The following is an 18,983-nucleotide window of genomic DNA, read 5'->3' as shown; positions in this document are numbered from 1 at the left end:
TCAGCCCTTGCACTTCTCGGAACCGGTGATCTCGCAGACGTGGCGTACCCCGTCGTAGTCGGCGTCGGTCGCGGGCACGACACCCCAGGCACGTTCGTCGGTGATGCGGCATTCGCCGTCGCAGTATCCCTGTGCGCGCAGGTAGTCGGCGTTGCCCTTCTCGGTGAGGATGCCGGCGAGTCGTTCGACGACCTCGGTGCCGAGGGAATTGTCGCCGACGAACAGGGATCCGGCGATCGTCTCGGATTCCCAGACCTTCTTCAGTTCGCCTTCCCGAAGGTCGCCGCTCTCGATCATGGTCTTGTCGACCATGGTGTCGAACGCGAAGCCGGCATCGCAGTCGCCCGCTGCGATCGCCAGTGCGGAGGCGTCGTGTCCGCCGGCGTAGACGGGGGTCAGGCCGGCGACGAGATCCTGCTCGGTTCCCGATCCGACGACTCCCGCTTCTATGAGTCCTGCCGAGGGGTACAGGAATCCGGACGTCGAACCGGGATCGACGAAGCACACGTCCTTGTCCGCGAAGTCCTCGATACTGTCGATCCCGGAGTTGCCGGACTGCGTCAGACCGTAGGAGCGGTAACCGGGTTCGGCGCTCGGATCCTGCACCACGGCGCCGAGCGGGGTGGTGTCGGCGCCGTTGAGCTGTGCGACGACGTACGCGAAGGGACCGAAGAAGGCGAGATCGACGTTGTCGGCAATCATGCCTTCGACCACGCCCGCGTAATCGGAGGCCTGGACGAACTCGACGGTCGATCCGGTCTCGTCCTCGAGCATCTTCAGCAGCGGTTCGTAACTCGCCTTCAGGTCGGACGAGTTCTCGGCCGGAATCGCACCGAGCGTGAGGGTTTCTGGGAAGCCTTGTTCGGTGAGCGCGTCGGGATCCGAACCACCGCAGGCTGTCAGGGCGAGGGTGAGTCCGGCGGCGAGACCGGCACAGGCAACGGCGCGCCGGGACGACAGGGAACGCATGGGGGGTGTCCTTCGTGTCGGGGGTCAGGCGTCGGGGGTCAAGCGAGGAGCAGAGCAGGCAGATCGGCGATCGAGTCGAGAACGTGTGTGGCTCCCGCTTCGCGGAGCGTCGCCTCGTCGTGGGCGCCGGTGCGGGTTCCGGCGACGACGGAGGCGCCGGCACGCAGACCGGACAGGATGTCTCCTGCCGTGTCCCCGACGACGGCGACGTCACGGACATCGTCGGTACCGGTGCGCAGCAGGGCGGTGAGGATCATGTCGGGGTAGGGGCGTCCGCGACCGGCGTCGGCGGGCGTGAGAGCGAGGTCGGCGAGGTCGCGCCAGCCGAGTGCATCGAGCAGCCTGTCCTGGGTGGATCGGCTGAATCCGGTGGTGAGTACGACTTTCACGCCGGCCTCACGCAGCTGCGTGATCGCCTTCTCGGCGCCGGGGACGGCAGAGACGTCGCCCTGGTCGACGAATCGTTCGTAGGCGCGTTCGAAGGCGTCGTTGGCGATCCGGGCACGTTCGTCGCTGCCGAACAGTGCGCGGAATACGACGATCTTCGACTGCCCCATGGTGTCGAGGACGTATCGGCGTGCGTCGTCCCGGTCCGGGCCACTCGCGGGAAGGCCGACGGCGGTGGCCGCCTCGTCGAATGCGCGAACGACGAGTCCGTCGTCGGCGACGGTGGTTCCGGCCATGTCGAGCACGGCGAGTCGGATGGTCATGTTCTTCTCCAAGGGTTTCGGGGCGTCCCGTTCCGGGATGTCAGAGGCCGAGAAGGTCGGCGGTCTCCTCGCCGAGATAGGGGCCGAGGGTCATACCGCGGCCACCCGGACCGGCGACGACCCACACGTCCTCGTCGGCCTTCGTGCGGTGCACGAGCGCCGTGGGGTCGATGCACTGGCTGTACACACCGGCCCAGCGCCGGACGACGCGCGGCAGTCGCCGGCCGAGGAACTCCTCCGTCACCGCGACGAGGTGGTCGTAGGGTTCTTCGTCGACGTCGAAGTCGAACGGCTCGTCGTAGGCGTGGGTGTCGCCGATGGTGAGGCCGCCGTGCAGGCGCTGGACGCACAGCAACTGCATGCGATGCCGTGCGGCGACGGGTCGTTGCTCTTCGGAGGCGGTGAGGTCGTCGAGGGCGGTACCGGCGAATCCCGGGTAGTAGCGCAGGCTGTCGCCGTCGGCGATCGACGTGGTGAGGTCTTCGCCGAGCGGTGCGGTCTGCATCATCTGCAGCCGGACCCTGCGCAACGGCAGGTCGCCGGCGAGGTCGCGGGCGAGGCCACCGAGTGTCGCGCCGGGACAGACGAGAACGAGGTCGGTCTCGTGCACGGTGCCGTGGTCGTCGCGCACCTTCACGGTCCCGTGGGGCGTGCGGGAGACGTCCCGGGCCTCGGTGGACGGCAGGAACCGGTAGCGGCCCGAGGTGGCGAGATGTTGCCGGATCGCCGGGAGCGCGATGCGGGATTCGACGGTGGCGTCGGTGCTGCAGTGCAGTGCCGCGAGGAACTTGCCGCGTAGCGCGGGGTTACGGCGGCGCGTCTCGTCCGCATCGAGCAGGGCGAATCCCCGTCGCTGCGCGTCGTCGCGTGCGATCGCTTCCTCGGCGACGGCGACCTCGGCGTCGGTGCGCAGCAGCGTCAGCGAACCGTTCACTCGGAAACCGACGTCGGGAACGCGGGCGCCGAGGTCCTCCCACAGCTCGCGGGACCGCAGGGTGGCGTCGAGTTCGCCGCGTGTGCGACCGGAGACCCAGACGAGTCCGAAGTTCCGCACGGTGGCGCCGCGCGCTTCCGGTTCGCGTTCGAGGTGCAGGACGTCGTGTCCGCGACGGACGGCGGCGTCGGCGTGTGCGGTGCCGAGGATGCCGCCACCGATGATCAGGATTCGCATGGGGACGACAGTGGCGGATGGTCTAGACCATATGGGGATGGTTCGGCGAACGCCCGGTGAACAGTTGGTATAGACCGGAATTCGGTTACGCTGGATGTGTGGCCACCGTCGTTCGCGAAGCGCGCACCCTCAAGCACCAGGTCGTGCGCCGCCAGGTCGAGTGCCTTCTCGACCAGCTCAGTGTGGGAGATCAGGTCCCCTCCGAGCGCGATCTCGCCACCCGATTCGACGTCGCCCGCGAAACCGTCCGTCAGGCATTGCGAGAACTGCTCGTCGACGGCCGCATCGAAAGGCGGGGGCGCAGCACCGTCGTCGCCGGACCCAAGATCGTCCAGCCCCTCGTCATCGGTTCCTACACCGAGGCCGCCCTGCTCGAAGGGCGCAGTGCCGGACGTGTGCTCGTCGCGTGGACCGACCTCGTCGCCGACGACGAACTGGCCTGCCGCCTCGGTCTCGAACCCGGCGATCCCGTCCTCGAACTCGAACGCGTCCTGCTCACCGACGGAGTGCATGTCGGGCTCGAACGCACGCGCCTTCCCGCACAACGCTTTCCGGATCTGCGCCGCACGCTGGATCCGTCGTCGTCGCTGTACGCCGCGATCCGTTCCTACGGAATCACCTTCGCGCGGGCGGTCGAGCGGATCGAGACCACGCTGCCGGATGGGCGCGAGGCGGCGCTGCTCGACGCCGACACCCGCACACCGATGCTGCTGCTCGAGCGGATCTCCTACGACGAGAACGACGTCCCGATCGAGCACCGCCGGTCGCTCTACCGCGGCGACCGGATGTCGTTCGTCACGACCGTCACTCCCTGAGCGGCAGATCAGTCGACGCCCAGGCCTGCTTCCCGCGCACGGACGATCGCGCTCGCCCGGTCGGCCGCACCGATCTTGCCGAGGATGTTCGATACGTGGTTGCGCACCGTCTTCTGGCTGAGCACGAGCCGGCGGGAGATCGCGGCGTTGTCGAGTCCGCGGGCCACGAGGTCGAGGATCTCCCGCTCCCGTTCGGTCAGATCCGGGAAGGCCGCCGAGGTGTTGCGGGAGGTCGCGACCGCCGCAAGGGCTTTCGCCGCGACCGCCGCACCGACGATCATCTCGCCGTCGGCCACGGCCCGGATCGCCCGTTCGACCCCCGACGGATCGGCCCCCTTGACGAGATAACCCGACGCACCGGCACGGATCGACGCGACGAGGATGTCCTCGTCCTCGTGCATCGTGACCATCAGGACCCGGGTGCCCGGCGACTTCCGGAGGATGCTGCGGGTCGCGTCGATCCCCGACCCGTCGCCGAGTTCGATGTCCATGAGCACGACGTCGACATCGCCGGTCACGACCTCGAGCGACTCCCCCACCGAACTCGCCTGGCACACGACGTCGATCCCGTCGAGCGTGCCCAGCAGTGCCGCCATACCGAGGCGGAAGACGGGATGGTCGTCGACGACCGCAACGCGTATCGCTCCGTTGTCGCTCATGATTCGGACCAGGGTAGCCGTGCCCGCACCACGACACCGCGCGGGTCGCCGGGCTCGATACCCACCGTTCCTCCGACCTCCCTGGCCCGCTCCCGCATGCTCTGCGTCCCCACACCGACGCGTGCGCCGGCCGTCAGTCCTCGTCCGTCGTCGACGATGTCGAGGACCAGCACGTTGCCCTCCGCCGCGACCCGCACGGTGCATTCGTCGGCACCGGAATGCCGTCGTGCGTTGATGATCGCCTCGGAGGCGATGCCGTAGGCGGCCCACGCGATCGGGCCGGACATCCCGGCGGGGAGGTCGGACCGCAGGTCGACGCGGAATCCCGCGCGGGCGTGGGTGATCACGAGTTCGTCGAGTGCGGCGGTGAGGCCGAGTTCGTCGAGGACCGGGGGCAGCAGACTGCGCGACAGTTCGCGCACACCGTCGACCTGCCGGTCGAGTTCGCGGAGCAGTTCGTCGACGAGTCCGGCCGCGGCGTCCGGGTCGGTGGTGACGAGATTGCGTGCGCCCTGCAGGCCGAGCCGCACCCCGGCGAGCGACGGGCCGAGGCCGTCGTGCAGTTCGCGGCGAATGGTGCGGCGTTCCTCGAGTCTCACCTCGGTGAGGCGGCGACGTGCTTCTTCGAGGTCCTCGGCCGACCGCAGGACGACGAGCCCGGCGTCGACGACGGTCGCGAGTTCGGTGAGCGCCCGCCTGCTGCGTGTCCCGAGCGATTCGCCCGGGGGTGCGGTGACGGCGAGGGTGGCGTCGCCGTCACCGACCGGCACCTCCTCGACGGGTCCGGTCGCGGTCCCCCAGCGTGCGATCACGTCGCCGCCGCGGCGCACCTCGACCGATTCGAGGCGCAGTGCGGTACCGATGCCGGCGGCCAGTTCGCCCAACAGCAGGTCGGGCGAAGCGGCACCGGCGAAGTGCCGCCCGAGGATCCGCACGGCGCGTGCCGGGTCGACGCCGTCGCCGTAGACGAGGCGGTGCACCTTCCGGTCGAGCCACATCCGCGCGGGTTGCACGGCCAGTGCGACGGCGGTGGCGGCGACCGCCTGGGCGAAGACAGATTCGTTCGGAAGCACCAGCGACACTGCGACCGTCACCGCGAGATAGCAGGTGACGAGCACGGCGGTGAGACTGCCGGCGAGCGCGGCGCGACCGACCGCGAGGTCTATGCCCCAGAGTCGTTGGCGCAGTACGACGGCGAGGATCGCGACGGGATAGAAGGCCTGCGTCGCGAGGTGCAGCAGCGGTGTGAGCATCCACGGCACGTCCGGGACCGCCAGGGGGATGTACGAGGCCGTCATCAGGGCACTGCCGAGCGCGAGCCATCCCGTCCCGGATCGTTCGCCCGCCGGGGCGTGACGGCGACGCCACTCGACGTGCCCGGCGGTCAGGAACCCCACGGCCACAACGGGTCCGACGAACCAGATGTCGGCGATGTCGGTGAAGGTGCGGGCCCAGAAGAACCAGGCGATCGTCAGGACGCCGACGTCGATCCCGGCCCGCACCACGGGATCGGCCGGACGGTCGCGGACGAGCCACGGCACCACCAGGAACAACGCGAGTGTCCCGGGGATCCAGGTGGTGTTCTGCAGCGGACCGAGGAATCCGACGGGCAGTTAGGGGCGGACGAGGGCGAGCTGGGTCCAGCTGTAGGACATCGCTGCCACACCGACGCCGATCGACGCGACGGCCAACAGGATCGGCACGGCGTGGACCCGGCGGGCGAGGATCACTCCGGCGACCGTCCCGTAGACGGCGGCTCCGACGACGTCGACGAGGAAGAACAGCTGGTCGGAATCGAGCGCGGGCCGTGCCGCGACGAACACGACGACGGCCGCGACGGCGAGCAGCCAGGAGGCGACGGCCACGACGGCGGCGGGTACCGGAGCCCCGGTACCCGCCGATCCGTTCGTCGCGACTGCGTCCTTCATGGTGCGGTGAGTATGCACCACTGTGTCCTTGATGCGGCAGGTATACGCCGCTGGTCCCCTCGCAGTGGCACTAACGTGCACGCCGGTCCGCGAGGGCGAATCCGACTCCGGCCACCAGCACCCACACCGGGCCGGTGAAGCCCGCCATGTACTGCAGCGGGGAGATGCCGAGGAGCAGTGTCAGGCCACCGAGAACGATGCTCGCCCAACCGATCCACCGGGGCGCCGCGCGGTGACGCAGGGCCGCCACCGCAACCGCGACACCGCTCACGCCGGCACCGACCCACAGCCACGGGATGGTGCCCATCCAGTGCGAGGCGAAGACTGCCACCTCGGGCACCATCCGATCGGTGTTGCCGAGGCCGAACAGCAGCTCGGTGTCGAGTCCGGTGCCCATGAGGGTTGCGACCGAGGTGAGCACGAGACCGAAGGCCGCGACCGTCGGCACGAGGCTGAACTCCGGAGTGCCGGCGCGCAGCCGGCGCTGCAGTCCGGCGGCGAAGACGAGCAGCAGCGTCGTCGACACCATCAGCGTCAGGTGCATGACGAGCATGGCCGTGCGCTGCCCGGCGAACTCGGTCATGATCGCCATCGCGTTGCCGGCGGTGCGCTCGTCGTACGCCGCGCCCATCGCCATGCTCGCCTGGATGCCCACGACGCCGGCGAGTCCGGCGACCGCACCCGTCCACGCCCAGAGCGAACCGGGGCCACGACGGTCGGGCGCGATCGGCGCAAGGGGTTCGGTCTCGGTGCCGAGAGTGTTCATGCGGGTCCCTTCGGATCGGTGCGACGCCCTGCGCGTCGTGGAAGGAACGATCCGGTGCCCGGTGTCCCGGGTGGAAGGGACGGCTGTCCCGACCTTCCGGGATCACAGTTCGCGCTCTCCCGGGCAGGCACCGTGTGCCTACCACAACCGAGGGGAGGTTGTGTGCGATTCTCCCGACGAAAACGCGCACAACCTCCCCTACGACCGGAGGATGTCGACGCGGACATTTCCGTGGGCTGCCGGATCCGCGTCGCCCCGAATTCACTCAGGGATTTCGGGTGCGGCGCTCGTCCGCCGAATGAAGAGCGGCGACGGACGCGAAGGCCGCAGCCAGTACCAGTAACAACAGCACAACATTGAGTGTCATGGAATGTCCTTTCACGGGGCCGGGCGAATTTCCCCCGACTTCGAAACAGGCGCTCCCCTCTTCTATCCTATTTACGATAAATATGCGAGTCGACGCATTTTCCACCGGCGAATTCGATACGTTCGCAATTCGAACGCCGCGGAATTCCGGGTCGAATATTCCGTCGGAGAATGCGGCGGATCAGCCCAGTGACCTGCGCCTCATGCGCGCCTGCCGACGGTGAGCAGTGCCCCGTCGGTTCCTAAGGTGATACGACGTGGCGGAAGCGAGCGGAGATCATCGGGTCGTCGACCTGCCGCTGCCCACACCCGCCCCGCTGCGGACGGCGATGCTGTCGGTTCCCCGGCAGGGACGCCGGTGGCCCGGCGCCGCACGCGCAGCCGCCACGGTCGCGGTGCCCGGTCTCGTGGGCGTCGCCCTCGGATTCGGCGCCGTCTCCGCCATCGCCACACTCGGCGCCTTCGCCGTCGTCTACGGCGAGCAACGCCCCTATCGCGTCCGTGCCCGAGCGGTCGCCGTCATCGGGACGGTGCTCGTCACGCTGGCGACGATCGGTGCCCTCGCAGGTTCGGTCGTCCACCACGAACTGGCCGCAGGCGGGTCGACGTGGTGGTACCTGCTGGTCGTCGCGGCGATGACCGCGACCGTCGCGGGGTGCGCCTTCGTCGTCGACGCGCTGCGGATGGGTGCGCCCGGCGCCTTCCTGATGTTGTTGTCCCTCGAGATCGCGTCCGCTCTCCCCGCACTGGGAGTGTCCGTCCCGACGGTCTCTGCCTGGACCGCGATCGGCGCGGGGACGGCCGTCGTGGTCTCCCTGTCCGGCGCCCCGGTCCGGCCGCGAACTCCGGAACGCATCGCGGTGGCCGCTGCGGTCTCCGCCGTCGACGCGGTCTTCGAGGAGAACTCGCCCGGCAATCGCCGCGCCGCGGTCCACGATCTGCACGCGGCCTGGCAGTGCCTGCACGACGCCGGACTCGTCGATTCGGGGCATCCGCTGGAGCAGACGCTGCGCGCGGCGCACCTCCGATGCGCGGAGACACTGGACGAGCGTCCGCGGGACGAGGCGGTTCCGGAGGACGATCTGCGACTGCGGACCCCGCTGCGACGCCCCTCCGTGCGGTACCGCCTCGCGCGCGCCGCGCACCTCCGCAGCCGGTCGGCGACGATCGCCGTGCGCCTGCTCGTCGCGGGACCTCTCGCCGGGACGATCGCCATCGCGCTGGGCGTCGGACGCCCCGACTGGGCGGTCATCACGGCCGCGATGATCCTGCATCAGGGACCGGACCGGATCCTCGGCTCATACCGGGCGGCGCACCGCTTCCTCGGCACCGTGCTCGGGCTCGTCCTGGTGGCCTGCCTGACGCCCTTCCATCCCGGTGGGGTCGCCCTCGTCGTGGTGCTGGCCGCGGTGATGGCCGGCACCGAGATGTTCCTGGTGCGGAACTACGGCCTGGCGATGGTCTTCATCACCCCGCTCGTCGTCGTCCTCGGCGGGCTGGGCGCCCCCGGCGATCTGATGACGGTCGCGCGCGACCGCTTCCTCGAGACCGTTGTCGGCGTCCTCGTCGCGCTCGCGGTGCTGTGGGGCGTACTTCCCCGGGCCCACCGCCGCGTCCTTGTCTTCGCCGACGGCCGCGTCCGCGACGCCGTCACGAGGATCGCCGCGTCGACGGACGCGCGCGAACTGCCCGAACTGCGCCGCGACCTCGAGTTCGACCTGCACGCCTCCACCACCGCGGCTGTCATCGCCGCGCACACCGAGCCGGCGTGGACCCGGGACCGGTGGACCGAGCATCGCCGACTCCACGAACTCGGCTACCGGATCCTGACCCTGCCGGAGCGACCGGGCCCCTGAAGCAGGGACCCGGCCGCTTCCGTCGGAACACGCGCCGTCGTCAGAACACCAGGACTGCGAAGACGGTCGAGAGGATCAGCCCCGCCATCACCGGCAGGAAGCACTTGCGGGCGAGATCGAGCACGGGCACCCGGGCGAAACCGGCCACCGCGACCAGCGAGGACCAGGCGATGATGACGCCGCCACCGGCCCAGATGTTGCCCATCTGACCGATCGCCGCGAGCGTCGAGGGGTCGACGTCGACGGCGGGGCCGAGAGCACCCGACAGCGCGCCGGTGAGGGGCAGTCCGCTGAATCCGGACCCGTCGAGTCCGGCGACGAGGCCGATGAGCAGGATGCCGAAGGACGTGATGAAGGCGTTCTGCGGAAGGTGCGACTGCACCGTGGTCACGAGGTCGAACAGGATCGCCGGGCCCGCGGCGTCGGCGGAGATGCCGAGGATCGGTCCCGCGAACTCCGGATTGCCGATGAAGAAGAAGCCCGCGATCGGGAGGACGCAGCCCATGGCCTTGAAGGCGAAGACCAGGCCGTCGACCAGATGGTCCGAAGTGGTCTCGAGGAAACCTCCGCGGTCGGTCGACGCTGCGGCGGCGAACAGGATCAGCGCTGCGATCCCACCCACGATCGCGGCGGCGTCACCACCCTGCAGCGGCGGCACGACCTCGGTGAACTTGCCCAGCATCAGGTAGACGATGAACGCGAGGTAGGCCAGCGGCACAAGCATCGCGAACGCCTTCGCGGTACCGCGGCGTTCCTTCTCCGCCTCGGCGTCGGGGTCGGCGTTCGGGTCGGACGGCGCCACGAGCACCGCCGTGGCCGTCGCCACCTGCTCTCCGCCGCCGCTGGGGCCACCGGCCGGTTCCGGCCGACGCGGAGGACGGGAGCCACCCCCGCCACCCGAGGAGTCGTCGCCACCACGGGTGTCGCCGATGCCGCGGTCGGCTGCGGCCTCCCACTCGACGAGGAGGTCGGGGGACGGCGCACGCCAGTGCCGCTTCTGCACGAGGTAGGTGATCAGCAGAGCCGTGCCGCCGACGATCAGGGACAGGACCATGGCCTTGTCCGCGACGGCATCGGCCTCGACGCCGGCCGCCGATGCGGAGATACCGGGCGCCACCTTGATGATGTAGTCCGAGGACAGTGCCATGCCCTGACCGCAGATCGCGATCACCATGCCCACCGACAGCGGGGACATGCCCGCGCGGATCGCGACGGGGATGAGCACCGCGCCGACGAGGGGCACGGCCGGGGTGGGCCAGAAGAACAGGGAGATCACGTAGGTGACCGCGGCGAGGACGAGGAAGCTGCTGGTGCCCGCACGCATGACCCGCCGGAACGGCGCGACCATCATCCGGTCGGCACCGAGTTGGCGCAGCGCGCCGAGCATGGCCGTGACCATCGCGATGATGAGGAAGATGTTGAACAGTTCCTTCGCCGCGACGAGGCTCGCGTTGAAGATGGCCGACAGTCCCGTGACGATGCTGCCGGAGAACGTCAGTGCGGTCAGGAAGGTTGCGACGACTGCAGGAACGACGATGTTCTTCCGCAGGGCCATGGTGGCCAGGATGACGAGGATGCCGGCCAGGTAGACCCAGTGCGCGGCGGTGAGTTGTACGTCCAAGGCGATTCCTTCGACAGGGGGGTGGAACGAGTCGGGCTGTGTTCGTGGACGGTGAATGGGAACTCGATGTATTGGGGGAACTTTCCGCTACGGCCCGTGCTCGGTCAACGAGAACGGTGCACAGTGCCCGCCACGCTAGTTGTGCACTGTGTTCCACTTTTGCGATTTCGTGACGACGAGGCGCTCCGGTGTGAAATATTGCTACGAACATGTGTCGCGCGCCCCGCGCCGCCCTCACGACGTCGTCGAATGTGCACCCTGCACCGGCTCACCCGGATCCGATGTGCACCTTCACTCCGCGATGGCGATGCATCCGACGGTAGCGCAGTGCGAAAGTGGTTCGACGGCACGAACCGTGCCGCGCAGTTCCCCGAGGTTCCGGAGAGTTCGATGACCACTCGCACCGATACACCGGCAGCGCCGGCCGCCGAGACGGATACGGGCACTCCTCTGGCCCTGTCCGCACTGCTCGCCGGAACCCTCGTCGGGACATTGAGCAACAACATCATCAATGTCCCACTGCCACAGATACTTTCCGACTTCGACGCAAGCCTCGAAGACGGCGCACTCCTGGCCGTCGGGTTCCTTCTCACTTTTGCTGCGACAATGCCCCTTGCAGGGTACATCGGTGACCGATACGGTCGGCGTCGCGTCTACTGCGGCGCCCTGCTCGGCACCGCGATCTGTGCTGCCGGAGCGGCGACGGCGCCGACCCTCGAGATCCTCGTGGCCTGGCGCGCCCTCGGTGGAGTCGCGGCCGCCGCATTCGCCCCCGCGGTCATGGGATTGATCGCATGGTTGTTCGGCGCGCACCGACGCGCACGCGCGGTGAGTGCGTGGGCCACCGTCAACGGACTCGGTCAGGCCATCGGCCCCACCCTCGGCGGTTTCGTTGCGGGACATTGGGGTTGGCGATGGGTATTCGTCCCGATGATCCCGATTGCACTGATCGGGCTCGCCGGAACGCTGCGCTGGATCCCGATCTTCCCCGGTCGCAGGATGACCCTCGACGTGCCCGGTGCGATCGCCCTGACGCTCGGCTCCGCCGGAGTCGTGCTGGGACTGAGCATGTTCGGGCAAGCGGGCGTTCCCACGTCCGTCGCGGGGATCGCCCTGGCGGTCTCGATCGTCGTACTGGTCGGTTTCGTCGTCCACTGCCTACGTGCGGACGTACCGTTCGTCGACGTCCGGTTGCTGGTCGAGAGCAGGTTCGCGCGGAGCGCGGCCGCCGCCTTCGCGCAGATGTTCTGCCTGGGCGCGGCTCTGCTGGCGGTCCCACTGCGGTTGCACGCGACGGGTGCGTCGACGGCCACGGCCGGAGCGATCCTGTTCGCGTTGCCTGCGGTCATGGCGGCCCTCGCGCCGGTGGTCGGCCGCACCGTCGATCGCGTCGGCGGACGGCGCATGTTGCGGGCGGGACTGGTGGTGCTGCTCGTCGGTCAGATCGCGCTTGCCGTCGTCCTCTCGGCGGACGAACCGCGGCTGTGGCTCGTGGCGACCGTCCTGGCGATGACCGGTGCCGGCATCGCTGCCGTGCAGACCCCCGCGGCGGCCGGCTCGACGCGGTCCCCGGCGGGCGAGCGTGGGACGGGGCTGGGGGTGTTCAACCTGATCCGTTTCGGCGGCTCGGCCGTCGGGGCCGCGTGGGTGACCGTCGCGTTCGGTTCGTGGACGGTGGGACCGCTCTTCGCGGTGTGCGCCGTGGTCGTGTGCGCGGGGTTCGCCGCGTCGTTCCTGGGGGCGGACCCCGAGGACCACGCAACGACCGGCTCCGAGTCGACCGCCCTCAGCGGTAGTTGATCTCGTTCTCGACCGAGGTACGCAGTCGGTCGAGAAGCTCGAGACGGACGGCGAGCCAGGCCGTGAACTGATTCTCCGGCAGCCGGACGTCCATCGCCATCGCGCGGGAGATCCGGTCGAGCTTCGACAGCATGGTGTTGCGGTGCACCGACAACTCGCGCGCCGCCGCGTTGACGTTCCCGCCCGCCGCCAGATAGGCCAGCAGGGTGTCGTACAGGTCGGTGCCGGGCTTGAGCGTCCCGAAGACGTCGCCGACGAACCTGCGGCTGCGATCGGTCTCGGCGACCAGCTCGAGCACGCCGTAACCCCGCAGGTCGCGGTAGGCCACCGAACCCGACATCCCGAGCCGCTGCCCGATGCCGAGCGCCACGCGGGCCTGCCGGTAGCTCTCCCGGATCTGGTCCGCGCCGACGGCCGGAGCGCCGTGGGCGACGGGCACCGGGCGCACGCGCCGACGGGACAGGTCCTGCGACACCGCGTCGGCGTACTCGGCGATCTCGAGTTCGACGTCGCGCGGGTCGCGGTAGCGGAGCGACCGCACCACCACCAGGACGTCGCCGATCACCGTGACGTACGAGCGCACCGACGGGTGGGGCAGGACGCTGGCCGCGTACCGGGCCAACCGCAACAGTCCACCGGATTCGTCGCCGCCCGGACCGGCCGGGTTCTCCCCGTAACCGGGCGCGACGAAGACCGCGAACGACGAGGTGAGGTCGATGTCGTGGTACTCGGCGCGCGCCTGCATGTCGTGCTGGCTGGTGAAACTGCCGTGCACCAGCGCCTGCACGAAATCGCCGCGGGCCCGTTCCTCGGCCTCGTCGACGCTGCGTTGCCGCAGCATCTCCGATCCGATGATCGCCGTCGCCTGTTCGGTGACGACCGCGTGCTGGGCCAGCTCGTGCGGTCCGGGAGACGTCCCCGACGCGAGAACGACCACCCAGCCCTCGAACCGTTTGCCGAGTCGGATGGTGCTCGCCGTGCACGTCCAGGGTGTGCCACCGACGACCTCCTCCAGCACGCGGGTGTCGTGGTGGGCGTGACGCTCCGCGGCCGTCACCGTCGACAGCTGCTTGTGCAGGATCTCCGAGATCTCTTCCGCCCGAGCGGCATCCACGCCGTGGAAGGCGACGGCCTGACCACGCGCGTCGAGCGCGATCGCCGGATGCTGTGCGAGCGCCGAGACCTCCTTGACGAGCAGGGTCAGCCCCGCGCCGCGGTGCAGCAGACCGGCGAGCGTCGAGTGCACGTGCGCGGAATAGCGCATGACGTGCACTTCCTGCATCAGCGACCGCTCGGCGAGCAACCGGTTGAGCGCCGCGAATCCGACGGGCAGGTCGAGTTCGATCACCACCAACCCCGCCGGCCAGGACATTCCGGCGGGCACCGCGCCGTCGACGACCAGGGCCGCCGCGCCGCGGGCCGCGAGCGCGGACAGGGCGTGCGCACTGTCGGCCAGTGCCTCCGGCCGCATGTACACGGCGACGCCGGTGAGATCGTCGAATCGGCCGACGACCTCGCCGAACGGCAGCACCCAGGTGAGCGCCCGGTCGAGATCGGCCTCCCGATCCACGACCCGGGCGCCCTCCATGAGCGGTTCGTCGAGCAGCCCTCGGACTGTCAGACGCGGGCTCGATTCCATGGGGACCTGCTTCCATCGGGAGCATCGGCGGGCCGTGAGGGGGTGGACCCGTCGACACCGTGGCGGTGTGCACTTTCTACACCAGATACCAGAGTCATGCGTCCCAGACACATGTGCACTGTGTACATCGAATACCGAAAACAACGGTGATCCTGACCGTCCCCATCGGCGCACGGTCCTGTTAGAAATGAGCCACGCCGGACACACCGCTCCACCGCTCCGGCACCCGCCGACACTTCAGCGACGCGGCATCGGCGGGACGCACACGGATCCCGACGCGGACCAGGAATCGTCCGACTCTCCGACCCGACTTCGAAAGTGGAGACCAATGCATCGAATCCACCGCATCACCCTCGACGACGCACTCCCCCTGCTGGACGCCGGCCGCGCGAAGGCCGAGGAGATCGGCGTGAAGCAGACCCTCTGCGTCTGCGACGAGAGCGCGAACGTCATTGCTCTGCACCGGCTTCCCGGCGCCCGCCTCACCGGCGTCGAGATCGCCATGGCGAAGGCGTTCACCGCCGCCGGCCACGAGCGCGCCACCCACCTGTTCAACGAGGGTCCCAACGGACCCGCCCTCCCCGGCAACGAAGCGTTCGGCATCAGCCACATGCTCCCCGGGAAGTTCGCGATCTTCGTCGGCGGCTTCCCCCTCGTCTACGACGGACAGATCGTCGGCGCCGTCGGCATCAGCGGCGGCAACGGCGAGCAGGACAAGGCGGTCGGCGCCGCCATGATCGCCGAATTCGAAGCCCTGACCTCCGCGATCAACGCCTGATCGCATCCCCCGCACGACCTCCTCATCGAAAGGCATCATCATGACCGAACTGCTCGGACGCGACGAATTCCGCGCCGCACTCGAAGACGCCATCAAGGGACGCGAGGCGAAGAACGCATCGTTCAGCAAGGCGTGGGCCGAGGGCAAGCTCGAGAAGCACCACTTCGCCCGGTGGGCCGAGAACCACTACCACTACGTCGGCCCCTTCGCCGACTACCTGGCGAACATCTACTCCAACACCCCCGATCACTTCACCGACGCCAAGGACTTCACCCTCCAGAACATGTACGAGGAGGAGCTGGCCGACATCCGGCACACCGACCTGCTCATCAAGTTCGCCGAGGCGTGCGGCACCACCAAGGAGCGCGTCGAGGACCCGAACAACATGAACGCGGTCACCCGCGGACTGCAGGCCTGGTGCTACGCGGTGTCCCAGCGCGAGCACTTCGTCGTCGCCACCGCGGCCCTGGTCGTCGGTCTCGAATCCCAGGTGCCGAGCATCTACAAGAAGCAGATCGTCCCGCTCCGCGAGGTGTACGGCTTCACCGAGGACGAGATCGAGTTCTTCGACCTGCACATCACCTCGGACGTGGTGCACGGTGAGCGCGGCTACCAGATCGTCCTGGACTGCGCCGACACCCCGCAGCTGCAGCAGCGCTGCCTGCAGCTCGTCCGCTGGGGAGCGGAGATGCGTTTCTCGTACACGAAGGGTCTGTACGACACGTACGTCGCCCCCGATCTGGAGCTGGCGTCCGCCTGATCCGATGCGCGGGAGCGGAAGTCGCTCGCGGCTTCCGCTCCCGGTCTCGCACACGAGCGAAGGAGAAGCATGTCCACCGAAATCATGGGCAGCGGGACCGCCGGCGCCGACGCCGCCGCAGAGTCCCCGACCTGGGTCGCCGTCGCCACGGTGAAAGAGGTGACCCGACGCCGCAAACTCCGCGTGGAGGTCGACGGCCTCGCGATCGCACTGTTCCATGCGAACGACCGCATCTACGCCTTCGCCGACCTGTGCATCCATCAGGACCGTTCGCTCGTGAAGGGCACGCTCCTGCACGGCCGGGTCATCTGCCCCGGCCACCAGTGGCGCTTCGATCTCGAGACCGGATACGAAGAGGACCAGGACCTCTGCCAGCCGGTCTATCCCGTCCTCGTGCGCGACGAGACCGTCCTCGTCGACCCCACCCCGCGTCCGGCACCGGCCGCATCCGGAAAGGAGTGCACGGCATGACCGTTCGCACCGTAGTCACAGTGGGCGCCGGCCAGGTCGCCGCTGTCGCCGCACGCACCCTGCGTCGCCGCGGCTTCGACGGACGCATCGTGTTGCTCGGCGACGAGCAGCACGCCCCCTACCAGCGCCCACCCCTGTCGAAGGAATTCCTCGCAGGCCGCGAAGGAGTCGACTCCCTCGCACTACTGCCCCGGAAATGGCTCGACGCCAACGACATCGACATTCGTACCGGTGTGTCGGTGCAGCGCATCGACACCGCGACCCGCACGGTCGAGTTCGACGGCGGCGAGATCGCCGCCGACGCGATCGTCCTCGCCACGGGCGGACGCCCCCGCACCCTTGCCACCACCGGTTCCCGGCCCGATCTCGTCCACTACCTGCGCACCCTCGACGACGCGACCGCCCTCGCAGCCCGTCTGACCCCGGGTTCGAGCCTCGCGATCGTCGGCGGCGGCTTCATCGGACTCGAGATCGCCGCGACCGCACGATCTCTCGGCGTGACAGTGACGGTCCTCGAACAGGCCGAGCACCTCCTCGGAGGCATCCTCGGCGAGCAGGTCGGCCGGCACTGCGCCGATCTGCACCGCCGCAACGGTGTCGACCTGCGCACCGGCACGGGCGTCACCTCGGTGACCACTTCCGATCGCGGTGTGCGGATCGAGACCACCACCGGCGGGGTCGTCGAGGCCGACGCCGTGGTCGTCGGCATCGGCATCGTCCCCAACACCGACATCGCGGCGGCGAGCGGACTCGCCGTCGACGGCGGGATCGTGGTCGACGCCACCGGGCGCACCTCGGTCGAGAACATCTACGCGGCAGGCGATGTCGCGAAGCGGTTCTCCCCGCGTGAAGGCCGGCACGTGCGCGTCGAACACTTCGACAACGCGAACCGCCAGGCCGCGGTGGTCGCCGACACGATCGTCGGGAGGCAGTCGCTCTCCGACGACCCGCACTGGTTCTGGTCGGACCAGTACGACTCCAACATCCAGTTCGCCGGATCATCTTCCGGAACAACCGAACTCGTCGTCCGCGGTGACACCGACAGCGGAGAGTTCTCGGTCTTCTACCTCGCCGGTGACGTTCTGACCGCCGCCTTCGCGATGGACCGCGGCGAGGACATCATGGCGGCCCGCGAACTCGTCGGCCGCAGAGTCGACGCAGCGCTGCTCGCCGACGAGGACACCGATCTGTGGGAGATGTACGAGGAGGTCGAGCCCGCATGACGATCACCGGACTGAACCACATCGACGGCAACTGGGTACCGGCCGCCTCCGGCGCGGTCTTCGAACGCCGCAACCCCGCCGACGAGACCGACCTGATCGGCACCTTCCCGGACTCCGACGCCATCGACGTCCGCAACGCCGTCGACGCGCTCGACAAGGCCGCACCCGAATGGGCCGCCACCCCGCCCGAGCGTCGCGCCGCGATCCTCGAGGCAGCCGCCGACCATCTCGCCGCACGCTCGGCCGAACTCGTCGACGAACTCATCCGCGAAGAGGGCAAGACCCGCGCCGAGGCGTCGATGGAGGTGAGCCGCACCCCCATGAACCTGCGCTTCTACGCAGGCGAGGCACTGCGCGCCACCGGTGCGACCTTCCCGGCACCGGGCTCCACGACCATCTACACCGTGCGCGAACCGATCGGGATCGTCGGTGCGATCACGCCGTGGAACTTCCCGCTCAACATCCCCTCCCGCAAGCTCGGGCCCGCGCTCGCCGCCGGCAACACGGTGCTGTTCAAGCCGTCCGAGATCACCCCGCTGATGGGTCAGCGACTCGTCGAGGCCCTGCTCGCCGGTGGTCTGCCCGAGGGCGCGATCGCGCTGGTACAGGGCGACGGCAAGGCCGGTGCGGCGGTGTCCGGCGACGAGCGGATCGCCGCGGTGACCTTCACCGGGTCCACCGAGGTCGGACGCGCCATCCACCGCAGCGTCGGCCCCGACCGGCGCGTACAGCTGGAGATGGGCGGCAAGAACCCCGTCGTCGTCCTGGACGACGCCGACCTCGACGCGGCGGCCGCACTGATCGTCAAGGGCGCCTTCGGATTGTCGGGCCAGGCGTGCACCGGCACCAGCCGGGTCGTCGCCGTCGACGCGATTTACGACGAACTGCTCGAGAAGATCGCCGAACGCACCCGCGCCCTGCGGGTCGGACCGGGTTCGGGTGCCGCCGTCGATGTCGGCCCGCTCGCGAGTCGCGGTCAGCTCGACAAGTTCCTCGAGTACGTCACCATCGGCACGGACGAAGGCGCACGGCTCGTGTGCGGCGGCGTGCGGTGCGAGGACGACGCGCTGCGAGACGGATTCTTCGTGCGGCCCACGATCTTCGCGGACACCGCCCCGGGGATGCGCCTGCTCACCGACGAGATCTTCGGCCCGGTCCTGGCCTTCCAGCGCGCCGGCTCCTTCGACGAGGCACTCGCCCTGGCGAACGACACCGCCTTCGGGCTCAGCGCCTCCGTCGTGACCCGGAGTCTCTCCGCCGCACAGCGTTTCATCGCCGGGTCGCGGACCGGGCTCGTAAAGGTCAACCAGCCCACCACGGGAATGGCCATGAACGCGCCGTTCGGCGGCTACAAGCAGTCGAGCACGCAGACCTTCAAGGAACAGGCCGGCCCCACGCTCATGCAGTTCTACCAGTCCGAGAAGACCGTCTACCTGTCCCCCGACGCCTGA

Annotated in this window: 15 protein-coding genes and 1 pseudogene; 8 read left to right on the top strand and 8 right to left on the bottom strand. The window is 69.2% G+C overall.

Annotated elements, in window-relative coordinates; translation table 11 throughout:
- The 3 genes from C6Y44_RS01835 to C6Y44_RS01825 are packed head-to-tail and all read right to left on the bottom strand — an operon-like array spanning position 1 to position 2,850.
- Positions 1-969 carry a phosphate/phosphite/phosphonate ABC transporter substrate-binding protein gene (locus C6Y44_RS01835; RefSeq protein WP_159416913.1) on the bottom strand — a complete coding sequence of 323 codons (969 nt, stop codon included), beginning with the start codon at positions 967-969 and terminating at the stop codon, positions 1-3.
- Between the two features lie 38 nt (positions 970-1,007).
- Positions 1,008-1,679, bottom strand: coding sequence for a phosphonatase-like hydrolase (locus C6Y44_RS01830; protein ID WP_159416914.1), 672 nt, complete (start codon positions 1,677-1,679; stop codon positions 1,008-1,010).
- A gap of 40 nt (positions 1,680-1,719) precedes the next feature.
- Positions 1,720-2,850 (bottom strand): TIGR03364 family FAD-dependent oxidoreductase, encoded by a 1,131-nt coding sequence (locus C6Y44_RS01825; protein WP_159416915.1) that lies wholly within the window; start codon positions 2,848-2,850, stop codon positions 1,720-1,722.
- Between the two features lie 98 nt (positions 2,851-2,948).
- Here C6Y44_RS01825 and C6Y44_RS01820 point away from each other — a divergent pair, with 98 nt between their 5' ends.
- Positions 2,949-3,665: a GntR family transcriptional regulator gene (locus C6Y44_RS01820; RefSeq protein WP_159416916.1), complete on the top strand. Its 717-nt coding sequence runs from the start codon at positions 2,949-2,951 to the stop codon at positions 3,663-3,665.
- Between the two features lie 8 nt (positions 3,666-3,673).
- Here the strand turns inward: C6Y44_RS01820 and C6Y44_RS01815 are convergent, their stop codons facing one another.
- The 3 genes and pseudogenes from C6Y44_RS01815 to C6Y44_RS01805 form a co-directional block, all read right to left on the bottom strand.
- On the bottom strand, positions 3,674-4,324 hold the full coding sequence (locus C6Y44_RS01815; RefSeq protein ID WP_159416917.1) for a response regulator: 651 nt from the start codon (positions 4,322-4,324) through the stop codon (positions 3,674-3,676).
- A pseudogene (locus C6Y44_RS01810) lies at positions 4,321-6,252 on the bottom strand (histidine kinase). The gene C6Y44_RS01815 and the pseudogene C6Y44_RS01810 overlap by 4 nt, the downstream one beginning before the upstream one ends.
- 70 nt (positions 6,253-6,322) lie before the next feature.
- On the bottom strand, positions 6,323-7,018 hold the full coding sequence (locus tag C6Y44_RS01805; protein ID WP_174246949.1) for a hypothetical protein: 696 nt from the start codon (positions 7,016-7,018) through the stop codon (positions 6,323-6,325).
- 623 nt (positions 7,019-7,641) lie between these two features.
- On the opposite strand from C6Y44_RS01805, the gene C6Y44_RS01800 reads away from it, so the two are divergent.
- On the top strand, positions 7,642-9,240 hold the full coding sequence (locus C6Y44_RS01800; RefSeq protein ID WP_159416919.1) for an FUSC family protein: 1,599 nt from the start codon (positions 7,642-7,644) through the stop codon (positions 9,238-9,240).
- A gap of 40 nt (positions 9,241-9,280) precedes the next feature.
- Here C6Y44_RS01800 and C6Y44_RS01795 read toward each other — a convergent pair whose 3' ends face one another.
- Positions 9,281-10,861, bottom strand: coding sequence for a TRAP transporter large permease (locus tag C6Y44_RS01795; protein ID WP_159416920.1), 1,581 nt, complete (start codon positions 10,859-10,861; stop codon positions 9,281-9,283).
- 327 nt (positions 10,862-11,188) lie between these two features.
- Here C6Y44_RS01795 and C6Y44_RS01790 point away from each other — a divergent pair, with 327 nt between their 5' ends.
- A complete protein-coding gene (locus C6Y44_RS01790; RefSeq protein ID WP_159416921.1) occupies positions 11,189-12,661 on the top strand; it encodes an MFS transporter in 1,473 nt (490 codons plus the stop codon).
- On the opposite strand, the gene C6Y44_RS01785 is transcribed toward C6Y44_RS01790, so the two are convergent.
- Positions 12,648-14,300, bottom strand: a complete 1,653-nt coding sequence (locus C6Y44_RS01785; RefSeq protein WP_120281166.1) for a PucR family transcriptional regulator — start codon at positions 14,298-14,300, stop codon at positions 12,648-12,650. The genes C6Y44_RS01790 and C6Y44_RS01785 overlap by 14 nt on opposite strands.
- Before the next feature lie 328 nt (positions 14,301-14,628).
- Between C6Y44_RS01785 and C6Y44_RS01780 the strand changes: the two genes are divergently transcribed.
- The 5 genes from C6Y44_RS01780 to C6Y44_RS01760 all read left to right on the top strand — a co-directional run bounded on the left by C6Y44_RS01780 (position 14,629) and on the right by C6Y44_RS01760 (position 18,983).
- Positions 14,629-15,078 (top strand): GlcG/HbpS family heme-binding protein, encoded by a 450-nt coding sequence (locus C6Y44_RS01780; RefSeq protein WP_159416922.1) that lies wholly within the window; start codon positions 14,629-14,631, stop codon positions 15,076-15,078.
- Positions 15,079-15,118: 40 nt separating this feature from the next.
- The gene (locus C6Y44_RS01775; RefSeq protein WP_006552489.1) at positions 15,119-15,838 is read left to right on the top strand and encodes a TenA family transcriptional regulator; all 720 of its coding nucleotides are present in this window, start codon (positions 15,119-15,121) and stop codon (positions 15,836-15,838) included.
- An 84-nt stretch (positions 15,839-15,922) separates the two neighbouring features.
- Complete coding sequence (locus C6Y44_RS01770) at positions 15,923-16,309, top strand: Rieske (2Fe-2S) protein (protein WP_159419062.1); 387 nt, start codon at positions 15,923-15,925, stop codon at positions 16,307-16,309.
- On the top strand, positions 16,306-17,532 hold the full coding sequence (locus tag C6Y44_RS01765) for an NAD(P)/FAD-dependent oxidoreductase (RefSeq protein WP_159416923.1): 1,227 nt from the start codon (positions 16,306-16,308) through the stop codon (positions 17,530-17,532). Before C6Y44_RS01770 ends, C6Y44_RS01765 begins: the two co-directional genes overlap by 4 nt.
- Positions 17,529-18,983 (top strand): aldehyde dehydrogenase family protein, encoded by a 1,455-nt coding sequence (locus C6Y44_RS01760; protein WP_192378615.1) that lies wholly within the window; start codon positions 17,529-17,531, stop codon positions 18,981-18,983. The genes C6Y44_RS01765 and C6Y44_RS01760 overlap by 4 nt, the downstream gene beginning before the upstream one ends.

It is taken from the genome of Rhodococcus rhodochrous (assembly GCF_014854695.1).
Lineage (GTDB): Bacteria > Actinomycetota > Actinomycetes > Mycobacteriales > Mycobacteriaceae > Rhodococcus.
Note: the sequence above shows the minus strand (reverse complement) of the source record. Positions and strands in the feature narration are given on the sequence as shown.

Coding starts and splice junctions, on each gene's coding strand:
- C6Y44_RS01835 (WP_159416913.1), bottom strand. CDS start 969: ATGCGTTCCCTGTCGTCCCGGCGCGCCGTTGCCTGTGCCGGTCTCGCC.
- C6Y44_RS01830 (WP_159416914.1), bottom strand. CDS start 1,679: ATGACCATCCGACTCGCCGTGCTCGACATGGCCGGAACCACCGTCGCC.
- C6Y44_RS01825 (WP_159416915.1), bottom strand. CDS start 2,850: ATGCGAATCCTGATCATCGGTGGCGGCATCCTCGGCACCGCACACGCC.
- C6Y44_RS01815 (WP_159416917.1), bottom strand. CDS start 4,324: ATGAGCGACAACGGAGCGATACGCGTTGCGGTCGTCGACGACCATCCC.
- C6Y44_RS01805 (WP_174246949.1), bottom strand. CDS start 7,018: ATGAACACTCTCGGCACCGAGACCGAACCCCTTGCGCCGATCGCGCCC.
- C6Y44_RS01785 (WP_120281166.1), bottom strand. CDS start 14,300: ATGGAATCGAGCCCGCGTCTGACAGTCCGAGGGCTGCTCGACGAACCG.
- C6Y44_RS01780 (WP_159416922.1), top strand. CDS start 14,629: ATGCATCGAATCCACCGCATCACCCTCGACGACGCACTCCCCCTGCTG.
- C6Y44_RS01775 (WP_006552489.1), top strand. CDS start 15,119: ATGACCGAACTGCTCGGACGCGACGAATTCCGCGCCGCACTCGAAGAC.
- C6Y44_RS01770 (WP_159419062.1), top strand. CDS start 15,923: ATGGGCAGCGGGACCGCCGGCGCCGACGCCGCCGCAGAGTCCCCGACC.
- C6Y44_RS01765 (WP_159416923.1), top strand. CDS start 16,306: ATGACCGTTCGCACCGTAGTCACAGTGGGCGCCGGCCAGGTCGCCGCT.
- C6Y44_RS01760 (WP_192378615.1), top strand. CDS start 17,529: ATGACGATCACCGGACTGAACCACATCGACGGCAACTGGGTACCGGCC.